The organism is Thioclava sp. F42-5 (assembly GCF_002213195.1).
Classification (GTDB): Bacteria; Pseudomonadota; Alphaproteobacteria; order Rhodobacterales; family Rhodobacteraceae; genus Thioclava; species Thioclava nitratireducens.
The window spans coordinates 786,067-800,082 of sequence record NZ_NBNZ01000002.1 but is presented as its reverse complement, the minus strand read 5'-3'; the positions used below and the strand labels follow the sequence as shown (position 1 = coordinate 800,082).

13 protein-coding genes are annotated in these 14,016 nt (G+C 63.9%); 7 read left to right on the top strand and 6 right to left on the bottom strand.

Annotation, left to right across the window (positions count from 1 at the left end; translation table 11 throughout):
• The first annotated feature begins 101 nt into the window (after positions 1–101).
• Both edd and eda read left to right on the top strand, forming a co-directional pair.
• Entirely contained in the window at positions 102–1,907 is a 1,806-nt protein-coding gene (edd, locus tag B6V74_RS09160) for a phosphogluconate dehydratase (protein ID WP_075775623.1), read from the top strand.
• A gap of 133 nt (positions 1,908–2,040) precedes the next feature.
• Entirely contained in the window at positions 2,041–2,682 is a 642-nt protein-coding gene (eda, locus tag B6V74_RS09155) for a bifunctional 4-hydroxy-2-oxoglutarate aldolase/2-dehydro-3-deoxy-phosphogluconate aldolase (protein WP_088720197.1), read from the top strand.
• A gap of 8 nt (positions 2,683–2,690) precedes the next feature.
• Here eda and B6V74_RS09150 read toward each other — a convergent pair whose 3' ends face one another.
• Positions 2,691–2,957, bottom strand: a complete 267-nt coding sequence (locus tag B6V74_RS09150; RefSeq protein ID WP_075775741.1) for a hypothetical protein — start codon at positions 2,955–2,957, stop codon at positions 2,691–2,693.
• A gap of 15 nt (positions 2,958–2,972) precedes the next feature.
• Positions 2,973–5,747 (bottom strand): glutamine-synthetase adenylyltransferase, encoded by a 2,775-nt coding sequence (locus B6V74_RS09145; protein WP_088722577.1) that lies wholly within the window; start codon positions 5,745–5,747, stop codon positions 2,973–2,975.
• A gap of 126 nt (positions 5,748–5,873) precedes the next feature.
• On the opposite strand from B6V74_RS09145, the gene B6V74_RS09140 reads away from it, so the two are divergent.
• The 5 genes from B6V74_RS09140 to B6V74_RS09120 all read left to right on the top strand — a co-directional run bounded on the left by B6V74_RS09140 (position 5,874) and on the right by B6V74_RS09120 (position 10,631).
• Entirely contained in the window at positions 5,874–6,341 is a 468-nt protein-coding gene (locus B6V74_RS09140; RefSeq protein WP_088722576.1) for a YbaK/EbsC family protein, read from the top strand.
• 127 nt (positions 6,342–6,468) lie between these two features.
• Positions 6,469–6,924, top strand: a complete 456-nt coding sequence (locus B6V74_RS09135) for a DUF2852 domain-containing protein (RefSeq protein ID WP_075775627.1) — start codon at positions 6,469–6,471, stop codon at positions 6,922–6,924.
• A 139-nt stretch (positions 6,925–7,063) separates the two neighbouring features.
• Positions 7,064–7,894: an arginyltransferase gene (locus B6V74_RS09130; RefSeq protein WP_075775628.1), complete on the top strand. Its 831-nt coding sequence runs from the start codon at positions 7,064–7,066 to the stop codon at positions 7,892–7,894.
• A gap of 234 nt (positions 7,895–8,128) precedes the next feature.
• Complete coding sequence (locus B6V74_RS09125; protein WP_075775629.1) at positions 8,129–9,226, top strand: TRAP transporter substrate-binding protein; 1,098 nt, start codon at positions 8,129–8,131, stop codon at positions 9,224–9,226.
• Between the two features lie 292 nt (positions 9,227–9,518).
• The gene (locus B6V74_RS09120) at positions 9,519–10,631 is read left to right on the top strand and encodes a TRAP transporter substrate-binding protein (protein ID WP_075775630.1); all 1,113 of its coding nucleotides are present in this window, start codon (positions 9,519–9,521) and stop codon (positions 10,629–10,631) included.
• A 76-nt stretch (positions 10,632–10,707) separates the two neighbouring features.
• Here B6V74_RS09120 and B6V74_RS18960 read toward each other — a convergent pair whose 3' ends face one another.
• The 4 genes from B6V74_RS18960 to B6V74_RS09105 form a co-directional block, all read right to left on the bottom strand.
• Positions 10,708–10,875, bottom strand: coding sequence for a hypothetical protein (locus B6V74_RS18960; RefSeq protein ID WP_157771598.1), 168 nt, complete (start codon positions 10,873–10,875; stop codon positions 10,708–10,710).
• Positions 10,876–10,974: 99 nt separating this feature from the next.
• Positions 10,975–11,145 (bottom strand): hypothetical protein, encoded by a 171-nt coding sequence (locus B6V74_RS18955; RefSeq protein ID WP_166504604.1) that lies wholly within the window; start codon positions 11,143–11,145, stop codon positions 10,975–10,977.
• Between the two features lie 76 nt (positions 11,146–11,221).
• Complete coding sequence (locus B6V74_RS09110) at positions 11,222–12,973, bottom strand: TRAP transporter large permease subunit (RefSeq protein WP_075775631.1); 1,752 nt, start codon at positions 12,971–12,973, stop codon at positions 11,222–11,224.
• On the bottom strand, positions 12,973–13,545 hold the full coding sequence (locus B6V74_RS09105; RefSeq protein WP_075775632.1) for a TRAP transporter small permease subunit: 573 nt from the start codon (positions 13,543–13,545) through the stop codon (positions 12,973–12,975). The genes B6V74_RS09110 and B6V74_RS09105 overlap by 1 nt, the downstream gene beginning before the upstream one ends.
• Positions 13,546–14,016: the final 471 nt, after the last annotated feature.

Genomic DNA, 14,016 nt, shown 5'->3' with positions numbered 1-14,016 from the left:
CATGGTAGCGAGGACGCAACCGCGATCCGCGCCCGCTGCGCGAGCGGCCCTTACGGGCTGCATGTTCCGCATCAGATGCATAGCAAGGAAAGGCCCCGCCGATGACCCTCGATGCCACAATCGCCCGTGTGACCGACCGAATCCGCGCCCGCTCCGAAGGCCCGCGCGGCGACTATCTCGCCCGGATGCAGGCCGCCGCCGATGCAGGGCCCGCCCGGGCGCATCTCAGCTGCGGCAACCAGGCCCATGCCTATGCCGCGATGGGAGAGGACAAGGACAAGCTCGCCGGCGAACGCGCCCCCAACGTGGGCATCGTGACCGCCTATAACGACATGCTCTCGGCCCATCAGCCCTTCGAAACATTCCCGCAGACGATCAAGGCTGCGCTGCGCGAGGTGGGGGCGACGGCACAGGTCGCGGGCGGGGTGCCCGCGATGTGCGACGGCGTCACGCAGGGCCAGCCGGGTATGGACCTGTCGCTCTTCTCGCGCGACGTGATCGCGATGGCCGCGGCAGTGGCGCTCAGCCACAACACCTTCGACGCGGCGCTCTACCTCGGCGTCTGCGACAAGATCGTGCCCGGGCTCATCATGGCCGCCGCGACCTTCGGGCATATCCCGGCGATCTTCATCCCCGCGGGGCCGATGACGACCGGCCTGCCCAATGACGAGAAGGCCAAGGTGCGCCAGCAATTCGCCGCCGGCGAAGTCGGCCGCGACGCGCTGATGGCCGCAGAGATGGCTTCCTATCATGGTCCAGGCACCTGCACTTTCTACGGCACCGCGAATACCAACCAGATGCTGATGGAGTTCATGGGTCTTCACCTGCCCGGCGCCTCCTTCGTGAACCCGAACACGCCGCTGCGCGAGGCGCTGACGGTCGCAGGCGCGAAACGCGCCGCCGAGATCACCGCGCTCGGCAATGACTACCGCCCGGCGTCGGAAGTGCTCGACGAGAAGGCCTTCGTGAACGGCATGGTGGGGCTGATGGCCACCGGTGGCTCGACCAACCATGTGCTGCACCTGCCGGCGATGGCGCGCGCCGCCGGGATCGTGCTCGATCTGGAAGATTTCGACGAGATTTCCTCGGTCGTGCCGCTGATGGCGAAAGTCTACCCCAACGGCCTCGCCGACGTGAACCACTTCCACGCCGCGGGCGGTCTGCAATTCATGATCCGTCATCTGCTCGACGCGGGCCTGCTGCACGAGGACGCCAAGACCGTCGCGGGCGACGGGCTGACCCGCTACACGCAGGAGCCGAAGATCACCGAGGACGGTCTGGTCTGGGAAGAGGCCGATCCCGAGAGCCAGAACGAAAAGATTCTGCGCAAACCCGCCGATCCGTTCCAGAAGACCGGTGGCCTGAAGCAGCTCGAAGGCAATCTCGGCCGCGGCGTGATCAAGGTTTCCGCCGTCGCGCCGGAGCGCCATGTGATCGAGGCGCCGGTCCGCGTCTTCAAGGAACAGCACGAGGTGAAGGACGCCTTCAAGGCGGGCGAATTCACCTCAGACACGATCGTCGTGGTGCGCTTCCAGGGACCTAAGGCGAACGGGATGCCGGAGTTGCACTCTCTCACCCCGACCCTCGCAGTGCTGCAGGATCGCGGGCTGAAAGTGGCACTGGTCACCGATGGCCGGATGTCGGGCGCCTCGGGCAAGGTTCCCGCAGCAATCCATGTCTCCCCCGAGGCCGCCGATGGCGGGCCGCTTGCGAAGCTGCAGGACGGCGATATGGTGCGGCTCGACGCGACGACGGGCGAGTTGACCTGCCTGAGCGAAGGCTTCGAGAGCCGCGCGCCGGTCGAACCCGACCTCAGCGGCAACCAGTTCGGCCTCGGTCGCGAGCTGTTCGGCGCCTTCCGCACCCATGTCGGCCCGTCCACAAAAGGCGCCTCGGTGGTGCTTTGAGTTTTCTAGCCTCCGGCGGGGATATTTGTACCAAGGCGAAAACAGGGTTCTGCTTTCGGCTTGGCAAGAAATATCCCCCGCGGAGCGTCCTGCCCTCTCCGCCCGCATGGGCGAACCAGACTGGAGTGATCCGATGACCCCGAGTGAACAATCCGCATCCGCCCGCAAGATCTGCGAACTGGCCCCGATCGTGCCGGTGATCGTGGTGAAGGACGTGTCTCATGCCGCCCCTCTTGCCAAGGCGCTCGTCGCGGGCGGCCTGCCTGCGCTGGAAGTGACGCTGCGCACGCCCTGCGCGCTCGACGCGATCCGCGCCATGGCCGATGTCGAAGGCGGCGTGGTCGGCGCGGGGACGCTCTTGACCCCCGCCGATGTGAAAGCCGCGAAAGCCGCGGGCGCGAAATTCGGCGTGTCGCCCGGCGCGACCGAAACGCTGGTGAAGGCCTGCGAAGATGAAGGCCTGCCGCTGCTGCCCGGTGCGGCCACTGCATCCGAAGTGATGAAGCTTCTCGAGATGGGTTACGACGTGCTGAAGTTCTTCCCGGCGGAAGCTTCGGGCGGCGCGCCCGCGCTGAAGGCGATCGGTGCGCCGATCCCGCAGGTCAGCTTCTGCCCGACGGGCGGCGTCAGCATGAAGAACGCCAATGATTACCTGAGCCTGCCCAACGTTCTTTGCGCGGGCGGCTCGTGGGTTGCGCCCGATGCGATGGTGCAATCGGGCGACTGGGCCGGGATCGAAGCGCTTGCGCGCGAGGCGGCGGCGCTGCCGCGCTAATCGCCCTGCTAGGGACGACGCGCCCGCCAGCCGCCGCGCCGCATCGGCGGGGCGCTTTCGCGGGTCAGACCTTCTTCGAGCACACGGGTCATCGGGTGCTCGGGCGGCGCCTGATACGCCGCGAGCACGGTGCGCATCGCTTCGCTCGCATCCATCCCCGGCCCGAGGCTCAACGCCCAGTCCATGAAGATCGAGCGGCACTCTTCCATAGTGATCCCGTCGATCTTGAAGCTCTCGCGGATCAGCCCTTTCGGGTCCGCCTCGCTCAATTCCATAAGTTTGCGCGCCATTCAGCCCTCCAGAGCCCTGTCCACGATGGCGGCTGTCTCGGTCGTGACCTCGTTCAGACGCGCCGCCAGAGCATCGAGATCATCCAGCCCCGTCTCGCGCAACAGGAAAGCGCGGCCGCCTTCTCCGATCGCCGCCATATCCAAGGGCTTCTCGCTCAGCAAGCGCCCGCCTGCCTGCAACCGCCACAGCAGACGATAGGCCGAGGCAAGCGCCTCACCCTCTTCGCGGGTCACGAACCCGCCGCGGGGGCCTGCGCGCAGTTGCGCCTCGGCCTTGCGCGCCGGGACGCCCGCGCGCAGCGCGAAGCTCTGGGCGAGCAGTTCGATATCCTGCAATCGCCCGGGGCCGACCTTCGCCTCCCAATCGCCATCGGGAGCCTTGGCCGCGAAGATCCGCGCCCGCATCTGCGCCAGATCGCGCAACACCTCGGCGCCGCCGCCTTTCGCCTGTAGAACCTTGAGACGGATCGCCTCGACCCGGTCGGCCAGATTGGCGCTGCCGGCGACCGGGCGCGCCCGGGTGAGCGCCAGATGCTCCCAGGTCCAGGCCTCCTCCATCTGGTAGCTCTCGAAGCTTTGTACCGAGGTCGCGACAGGCCCCTGCTTGCCCGAGGGGCGCAGCCGCATATCCACCTCGTAGAGCGTCCCTTCCGGCATCGGCGCGCTGAGCGCGGTGATCAGCGCCTGCGTGAGCTTCGCATAGTAAGCCCTTGAGGCAAGTGGCTTCTTGCCATCCGAGAACTCCTCCCCATCGGCGTCATAGATCACAATCAGATCGAGATCGGATTGCGCATTCAGCCGCTCGGCCCCGAGGCTACCCATGCCCAGAACCACCGCCCCCTTGCCCGGGCATGACCCGTAGCGGCGCGCGAATTCGCCCTGCACGACCGGCCAGAGCGCGCCCAGCACCGCGCCAGCCACATCTGCATATTGGCCCGCGGCTTCTGACGCATCGACGAGACCGCGCAGATGATGCACGCCCACGCGGAATTTCCACTCTTTCGCCCAACGCCGCGCCGCAATCAACGCGGCCTCGTAATCGTCGGCGCGCTCCATCAGCCGGGCGAGATCGGCTTCCAGCGCAGATTTTCCCGGCCAGGGCGCGAAGAACGAGCCGCCGAGAACCGCGTCCAGCACCCCGGCATTGCGCGACAGGTAGCTCGCGAGCCCCGGCGCAGTGGCGCAGATGTCGACGATGAGATCGACCAGTTGCGGATTGGCTTCGAACAGAGAGAACAGCTGCACGCCCGCGGGCAGCCCCTTGAGGAAGCCGTCGAACTGGGTGAGTGCTTCCTCCATGTTTGCTGCGCGCCGCATCCGGTCGAGCAGTTCCGGCTCCAGCCGCTTGAAGATCGCGCGCCCCCGCTCGGATCGGAGCGCCGGATAGCCCGTCCAGCCCTCGACGATCTCACGCGCGGCGTCGCTCAGTTCGGGGCGCTCGGCGGCGGCATCGGGGGCGAAGAAATCATTCGTCAGGCTTTCGACCCGCTCCAACCGGTCGCGCAGCCGATCGCGCCAGCGAGCCACATCGCCCTCGCCCATCATAGCGGCGATCCGGGCGAGCCCTTCTTCATTGCCGGGCAGAATCTGGGTCTGGGCGTCCCCCACCATCTGCAGACGGTGCTCGATCTCGCGATGCTCGCGGTAATGACCGATCAGTTCCTCCGCGACATCCTCGGCCACCCAAGTCTTCGCGGCGAGCGCACGCAGCCCGCCCACCGTGGTCCGGTCGCGCAGCGTCTCGTCGCGCCCGCCTGCGATCAGTTGCCGGGTCTGGGTGAAGAACTCGATCTCGCGGATGCCGCCCTGACCGAGCTTGATATTGTGGCCCGCCACCTCGATCGGACCGTGCAGCCCCTTATGCTCGCGGATACGCAGGCGCATGTCGTGGGCGTCCTGAATCGCCGCGAAATCGAGATGCTTGCGCCAGACGAAGGGCCGCAGGCGTTCAAGGAACTGCTCCCCCGCCGCGAGATCCCCCGCGCAGGGACGTGCCTTGATATAGGCCGCGCGCTCCCATGTCCGACCTTCGGCCTCGTAATAGAGCTCCGCCGATCCCATCGAGATGCAGACCGGCGTGACGGCGGCATCGGGGCGCAGGCGCAGGTCGGTGCGAAAGACGTAACCCTCGGACGTGCGATCGTTTAGCATCGCCGCCATCTTGCGCGTCGCCCGGATCAGTGCGCTGCGCGCCTCCATCGCCTCATCGGGGTCGTACCGGCTTTCATCGAAAAGGCAGATCAGGTCGATATCGGAGGAGTAGTTCAGCTCCCCTGCCCCCATCTTGCCCATCGCGAGCGCGACCATCCCGGCGGCGCTCTCGACATCATCGTCGCTCGCACCGGGTATCTTGCCGCGGCGGATTTCCTCGGCCACCAGCCGCTTCATCGCCAGATCGACCGCGATATCGGCAAGCCGCGTCAAGGCGCCGGTCACTTCCTCGAGACACCAGACGCCACCGAGATCGGCCAGTCCCGCGAGCAGCGCGACCCGCTGCTTCGCCCGGCGCAGCTCGCTCGGTAGATCGGCGAGGCTGACGGGCGTGATCCGCGCGAATTCATCGGCCAGCGCAGCTTCCGGATTGACTGAAATCGCAGACCGCAGCCACTCGGCCTCTTTCTCCATCAGGCCTTTGAGATATGGGCTGCAACCAGCCGTGCCCCCTAACAATTCGCGCAACTCCGGCGCGAGATCGGAAAACAGCTCTTCGGCCTCGGCGGCGCGGTCGGGCTCGAAAGGCAGGGGCGAACGGGTGAGACGCGAGGTAAACGGCATGGCGCCATGCTTACCCTGCGGGGCCAGCCGGTCAATGGGGATTGCTGTCACGCGCCATCTGGCCATAACTACACCCCGCCCCGGGGCGCATCCGCGCCCTGACCGCAAACCGTCCGGAGCCTCGCCATGAGCAAATCCCTGAAACGCGTTCGTGCCGCCCTCGAAGCCGCAGGCGCGCCTTTCGAGATCACCGAACCGGGCGAGGCCCGAACTGCCGAGATGGCGGCGCAGGCGGTGGGCTGCGAGGTCGATCAGATCGCGAAATCCATCATCCTTCGCGGAGAAGACAGCGGCCATGTCGTGCTCTTCATCACCGCAGGCGGCAACCGGGTGAGCGCCGAGAAGGCGAGCGCTGTCGCGGGCCAGCCCTTGGGCAAGGCAGACGCGGGGCTGATCCGCGCGGAGACCGGCTTCGCGATCGGCGGCGTCGCGCCGCTGGGTCATGTCGGGCCGATAACGGCTTTCCTCGACCCCCGGCTGTTCGATTTCGATACCGTCTGGGCCGCAGCGGGCACGCCTCGGCACGTTTTTGCCATCGCCCCGGCCGACCTGGAACGGATCAGCGGCGCGAAACGGGCCGATTTCACCGAATAAAACAAAGCAATTTCGGCGCCTTGCGGCAAAAATGTAAAAATCGTTTACATCCCCCCTTGCAAGACACGGTCCGACTTCCGATCTTGGAGATGTGAAAGGAATTCACATACTCAACCCGGAGGTTCCAATGTCCGCCTATTCCACCAACTCCATGCCCGTCGCGGTTGGTAACTGGTTTACCCGCGCCGTTAACTGGATGGATGGGAACGGCCCCGGCGCCTGGATCGCGCTGATGGTGGCCGGCTTCATCTTCGCAGGCCCCCTCGGCCTCGTCATTCTCGCCTTCATCCTGTTCACCGGCCGCTTCGGGCGTCGCTGGCGCACGGGTCAGGCGGTGCAGAAACGCGGCTTCGGCTGCTACGGCGCCGGTGGCGTCCATGTTTCGCGCTCGACCGGCAACGCCGCGTTCGACGCCTACAAGGCCGACACGCTCGAGCGACTGCAGCGCGAACAGCAGGAATTCGAAGAGTTCCTCGGCCGTCTGCGCGAAGCCCGCGACAAGGCAGAGTTCGACCAGTACATGGAAGAGCGCGCCAAGGAAGCGGCCCAGTCGGAGAACACCTCCGAAGAGGCGAAAGCCTAACCATATAGACAGTTCGCGACGCGAATTCAGCGCCCCGGTTGACCTGACCGGGGCGCTTTCTATGTCGTCACCATGAAACACTTGGCGGGTGAGCGCTCCTTTGCTAGCCTGCCGCCACCCCTCCCCAACGAGGCTTTTGATGCGCCATTCGCTTCCGCTTGCACCGCAGTTCTATGTAACCGCGCCGCAGCCCTGCCCCTATCTGGACGGCAGGTCGGAACGAAAACTGTTCACCGCCTTGCAGGGCGAGTCCGCCGAGAAGCTCAACAACGCGCTGTCGCGCCAAGGCTTTCGCCGGTCACAGAACGTGCTCTATCGGCCGTCCTGCGCCGATTGCACCGCGTGCCTGTCGGCCCGCATACGGGTCGCCGATTTCAAACTGTCGAAATCGCAGCGCCGGGTGATGAAGAAGAACGGCGACCTGCGGCGCACCGCGACGTCTCCCTGGGCGACAGAAGAGCAATTCGCCCTGTTCCGCCGCTATCTCGATGCGCGCCACGCCGATGGCGGCATGGCCGACATGGATATCTTCGAATTCGCCGCGATGATCGAGGAGACGCCCGTGAAATCGCGGGTCATCGAATATCGCGAGACCGCGGCCACTCCCGACAGCATGCGCGCGCTGATCGCGACCTGCCTGACCGATGTGCTCGATGACGGGCTGTCGATGGTCTATTCCTTCTACGAGCCTGAACGCATCCGCGACTCCCTCGGGACATACCTCATTCTCGACCATGTCGAGATCGCGAAGCGCGTGGGCCTTCCTTACGTTTATCTGGGCTATTGGGTACCCGGCTCGCCGAAGATGAACTACAAGGCGAACTTCTCCGCGCTCGAGATCTACAAGGGCGGCAAGTGGACCGATATCGGTGATCCCGCCAAGCACGAGACCGAGACGCATCCGCTCTCGGTGCCGCCGATCGCAGAACAAGTCGCGCGAATCCAGCTCCCCGACACACGCAACAGTTGAGCCACCACCACGCGCCGCCGACGCTCTCGCAGACGACTGCTCAACCGTTCGGCACTCGCCGTATGTCAAATGATTTTTTTAAAACTTTTCCACGACTTCCGTTGATTACGCGCGCGTGAACTCTGGACACTCCCGGCCTGTGGTGAAACGGTCCCGGCAGACCCGCCACGGAGGATACGAGGTGGGTGGCGAGGCGCGTCCTCGCGCAACGGAGCAATAATGGGAGGATCCTAAATGGACCGTCGTTCCTTTCTGACGAAAGCCGCGCTGGGTGGTGCGGCTGCGAGCACGCTGGCAGCCCCCGCGATCGCACAAAGCAACCCGCAGATCACCTGGCGTCTCGCCTCGTCCTTCCCGAAGTCGCTCGACACGATCTATGGCGGCTCGGAAGTCCTGTCGAAGATGGTCGAGGAAGCCTCGGACGGCAACTTCAAGATCCAGGTCTTCGCCGCAGGCGAAATCGTCCCCGGTCTTCAGGTCGCAGATGCTGTGATGAACGGCACGGTCGAAGCCTGCCATACCGTGGGTTACTACTTCTGGGGCAAGGATCCGACCTGGGCGCTCGGCGCGGCAGTGCCGTTCTCGCTCAACGCGCGCGGCATGAACGCGTGGCACTACCACGGCGGCGGTATCGAGCTCTATAACGAGTTCCTCGGCAAGCAGGGCCTCTACGGTCTGCCGGGCGGCAACACCGGCGCACAGATGGGCGGCTGGTTCCGCAAGGAGATCTCGACGGTCGAGGATCTCAAGGGCCTCAAGATGCGCGTTGGTGGCTTCGCGGGCAAGGTGATGGAAAAGCTCGGCCTCGTGCCGCAGCAGATCGCCGGCGGTGACATCTACCCGGCGCTCGAAAAAGGCACGATCGACGCGACCGAATGGGTCGGCCCCTACGATGACGAGAAGCTCGGCTTCTATAAAGTCGCGCCCTACTACTACTACCCCGGCTGGTGGGAAGGTGGCCCGACGGTCCACTTCATGTTCTCGAAAGAAAAGATGGAAGGCCTGCCGAAGCAGTATCAGCAACTTCTCCACACCGCCGCTCAGGCCGCCGATGCGGACATGCTGCAGAAATACGACATGAAGAACCCGAAGGCGCTCAAGACCCTGGTCGCCAACGGCACCCAGCTGCGCGCCTTCTCGCCGGAGATCATGCAGGCCTGCTTCAAGGCGGCCAACGAGGTCTATTCGGAGATGGAAGCGAACAACCCCGAATTCGCGAAGATCTGGGGTTCGATCAAGGACTTCCGCAAGGACTGGTTCACCTGGGAGCAGCTGGCCGAGTTCAACTACGATTACTTCATGATGAGCGAAGCCAACAAGGGCGAGCTGTAAGCCGCCCAAACTGGTCAAGCCAGAGAACCGAAGCCCCGGCGCGCTGCGCGCTGGGGCTTTTTCTATGCCTGCACGAGACCAGGCGCCGGGCGGAGATTCTGCGCGTGCAATGCTACATTGCAGCATGGTTTCAGAACTGTGACCACACACGACATAAAATTGCGTGATGCCCGGTTTACACCCGGAACCGGTCAAGTAAAGTGACCGCAATGTCCACACCGGAGGGAACGCCATCAATGGAGCGGTGTGGTCAGAAAAATTGACAGACATCCACGACTTGGGAGGAAACCATATGGATCGTCGTTCTTTCCTGCGCAAAGGTGCGCTTGGCGGGGCAGCCGCAGCTGCCAGTAGCGCACTCGCCGCACCTGCTATCGCGCAAGAAACCCCTACCGTGACGTGGCGCATGACCTCGTCTTTCCCCAAATCGCTCGACACGATCTACGGCGCCGCCGAGACGATGGCGAATTACGTCAAGGGAATGACGGACGGGAAATTCAACATTCAGGTCTTCGCGGCGGGCGAAATCGTGCCCGGCCTGCAGGCCATGGATTCGGTGTCGAACGGCACCGTCGAGGCTTGCCACACCGCGTCCTACTACTACTGGGGTAAGGATCCGACCTTCGCCTTCGCAACCGCAGTGCCGTTCGGCCTGAACATGCGCATGCAGAACGCCTGGTTCTACTATGGCGGCGGCAACGACCTGATGAACGAGTTCTACGCGAACTACGGCATCACCGCATTCCCCTGTGGCAACACCGGCGCCCAGATGGGCGGCTGGTTCCGCAAGGAGATCAACACGCCCGAAGATCTCAAGGGCATCAAGATGCGGATCGGCGGCTTCGGCGGCAAGGTCGTGGAGAAGCTCGGCGTCGTGCCGCAGCAGATCGCCGGCGGCGACATCTACCCGTCGCTCGAGAAAGGCACGATCGACGCCACCGAATGGGTCGGCCCCTATGACGACGAGAAGCTCGGCTTCTACAAGGTCGCACCCTATTACTACTATCCCGGCTGGTGGGAAGGCGGCGCCTGTCTGCACGCCATGTTCAACAAGAACGCTTACGAGCAACTGCCCGAGGCCTACAAGGTCGCACTGCAGGCAGCGACGCAGGCGGCGAACTCGGATATGATGGCGTCCTATGACTACAAGAACCCGACCGCGCTGAAGAAGCTCCTCGGCCAAGGGGCACAGCTGCGTCCGTTCAGCCAGGATATCCTCGAAGCCTGCTTCAACGCCGCGAACGAGGTCTACGACGAGATCAACAGTTCGAACGAGGCGTTCAAGAAGATCTACGACAGCCAGTTCAGCTTCCGCAACGACGCCTATGGCTGGTGGCAGCTGTCGGAGTTCAACTTCGACTACTTCATGATGCGCCAGCAGGCTGCGGGCAATCTGAAGATCTGAACCACGCCCAGCGTGAAACGAGAAGGCCCCGGGGTTCGCGCCCCGGGGCCTTTTTCGATCCGGGTGCGGCCCGACCTCACTTCGTGGTCGCGGCCCCTGCCGTCGCGCCTGCCACGGCGCCCACGGGTCCGGCCACGACAAGCCCGCCGACGCCGCCAGTGGCTGCGCGTTCGGTGGTGGTATCTCCACAGGCCGCGAGCGAAACTAGCAGGCCGCCCGCCATCACAATCGTCGCAATTCGCATCTTCTCGTCCTTTCGATAGCAGCCGCAACGCGCGACCTTCTCAAGGACAAGACGCCGAGACGCCTTTCGCGGTTCCCAAGCTCCGTGAAAGGCTGCTCGTCAGTTCCTGCGCGTCACCACACCTAGCCCGGCCCCGACGACCGCTCCGACAGGGCCCGCCACGACGAGACCGGCCACGCCGCCCGTCGCCGCCCGCTGCTCCTTGGTCTCACCACAGCCCGCCAGCGCAAGCAACGAAACCCCGAAAATCACCAGAAGAGGATACCGCATCCCTCGCCCTCCACTCTCTCTCTATAAAAAAGGGGCGGCCCCTGAAGGCCGCCCCGATCTTTCATTTTACGGTCGATCAGTTGCTGCCCGGTGTGGGAAGCGGGGGCAGCCCGCCCGGAGCCGCGCTTCCCGAGCTTGACCCGCCAGAGGTCGACCCACCGAGCGGCGCCAGAGACGGCAGTCCACCGAGGCCGCCCCCATCGCCCATGCCCGGCATCTGGGGCAGCTTGATCTCGACGTCCTTCAGATCAACCTGCGGCCCCTTGTAGTGCATCACCATGGCCGGGAAGGCGATCACGATGGCGATCATCGCAACCTGGATGAACACGAAGGGAATTGCGCCCCAGTAGATCTGCGAGGTCTTCACCGGCTCCATCTTCTTGCCGGTAACCTTGTCGATATAGGGTACCTTGGCCGCGACCGAGCGCAGGTAGAACAGCGCGAAGCCGAAGGGCGGGTGCATGAACGAGGTCTGCATGTTCACGCCCAGGATCACGCCGAACCAGATCAGATCGATCCCCAGCGCCTGCGCGGCAGGCGCCAGAAGCGGCACGATGATGAAGGCCAGCTCGAAGAAATCGAGGAAGAAGGCGAGGAAGAACACAAGGAACGACACCACGATCAGGAAGCCCAACTGGCCACCCGGAAGCGAGGTCAGCAGATGCTCGACCCAGACCTGCCCGTTCACCCCGTAGAAGGTGAGCGAGAAGACCCGCGCGCCCAGCAGGATGAACAGCACGAAGGCCGACAGGCGCGTCGTCGCCGCCAGCGCGTCACGCACGACGGGGAAGGTCAGACGCTTCTTGACCGCCGACAGCACCAGCGCGCCGACCGCGCCCATGGCGCCGCCTTCGGTGGGGGTCGCAACACCCAGGAAGATCGTGCCCAGCACCAGGAAGATCAGCGCCAGCGGCGGGATCAGCACGATGACCACCTGCTGGGCCAGACGGCTCATCAGGTTGATCTTCAGCGCCTTGTCGAGCAAGGCCACGATATAGACCACGATCACGGCCGCACCGGCAGCCAGGATCTCGGAGTTGTTGACGCTCGATCCGCTCGCCTCGAAATACTTCTCGGCGAAGATGAAGACCGCGACCGCACCTGCCAGCGCGACAAGGAGCGACATCACACCCGAGCCGAGCGTACGCGCCTCTTTCGGCAGGGCCGGCATCGACTTCGGCTTGATGATCGACATCACGAGCACGTAGCCGAGGTAGATGCCGGTCAGCACCATACCGGGGATCAGCGCGCCCTTGTACATGTCACCCACCGAAACACCCAGCTGGTCAGCCAGAACGATCAGCACCAGCGAAGGCGGAATGATCTGCGCCAGTGTCCCAGACGCCGCAATGACACCTGTGGCCACCTTCCGATCATAGCCGTAGCGCAACATGATCGGCAGCGAGATCAGGCCCATAGCGATCACCGACGCCGCGACCACGCCCGTGGTCGCCGCCAGAAGCGCGCCCACGATGATCACCGCATAGGCGAGACCGCCGCGCACCGGACCGAACAACTGACCGATCGTGTCGAGGAGATCCTCGGCCATGCCCGATTTCTCGAGCACGATGCCCATGAATGTGAAGAACGGAATGGCAAGTAGGGTCTCGTTCGACAAGACCCCGTAGAACCGTTGCGGCATCGCATTCAACAACGGCCAGTCAAGATTGATCGTCCCGCCGGAATAGCCCGACAGTTCAACGCCGATGACGAAGAACAAAAGACCGTTGGCCGCGAGCGCGAAGGCCGCAGGATAGCCGATCAGCAGGAAGACGATCAGCGAGATGAACATGATCGGGGCCATGTTCTGAGCAATAAGCTCGAGCATTACAGACCCTCCTCTTCGGCGATGGGATCATGGCCGTGATGGCCCGCGCTGTCGGCATGGGGATCCGCGATCAACCCACGCATCACGCCGATCTTCTTGATGATCTCGGACACGCCCTGGAAGAACAGCTGCCAGAAGCCGATCAGCAGCAGGAGCTTGGCCGGCCACAGGATCAGACCGCCCGAATTCGTCGACATCTCGCCCGAGCGGATCGAGATCATCACGAAGGGAGTCAGCTTGAACAGCATCAGCACGACGAACGGCATCAGGAAGAAGATATGCCCGAGCAGATCGATCCAGTGCTGCACTTTCCGCGAGAACGCACCATAGATGATGTCGATGCGGATATGCTCGTTTTGCTTGAGCGTGTATGCGGCAGCGCCCAGAAACGCCGCGCCGAAAAGATACCATTGCAATTCCAGCCAAGCGTTCGACGACATGTCGAAGGCTTTGCGTACAATGGCGTTGGTCGCACTCACGAGGACCGACACCAGAATAAGCCACGACACCGCCTTGCCGATGGTCTCGTTTATCCGGTCGATCGCGCGTGAAAGGGCCAGCAAAGCGCCCATCTCACTTCCTCCCTAATTTTGTCCCGAAAGCCTGCCCGAGGCTTTGCCCGTGATTGGCCGAGTGGAGGCGAAAGGTCAAGCAATTAAGGCCCTATCTGGTCTGTTCACTTGACCAGATCGACCTAAAAACATCGCTCCCCAGCGCCGACCTGGCGGCTGACGAAGCGTCAACGGGATCACTTTGATGCGACTGACCTAGCGGCACCCGCGTCGCATGCCGCTTATGATTTCTCAAAGTTGCGACTCGCAGGCCGCGATGCGCAACAATCGGGAAGAAATTTCCTCCCTTCGCGACATTTTATTCAGCGTTTGGGCATTGACGCCTCCTGCACCCGCTCATAATGTCCGCGCAAAGCAGTCCGAAAGGGATCCGCAATGGATGCGATTCTTCTTGTCGTCGTAGGAGCCAAGCGCATGGGCCGGTAACGGTTAGACCATGAAGGTTCCCATGCGCCCCCGCCTCAAAGCCGG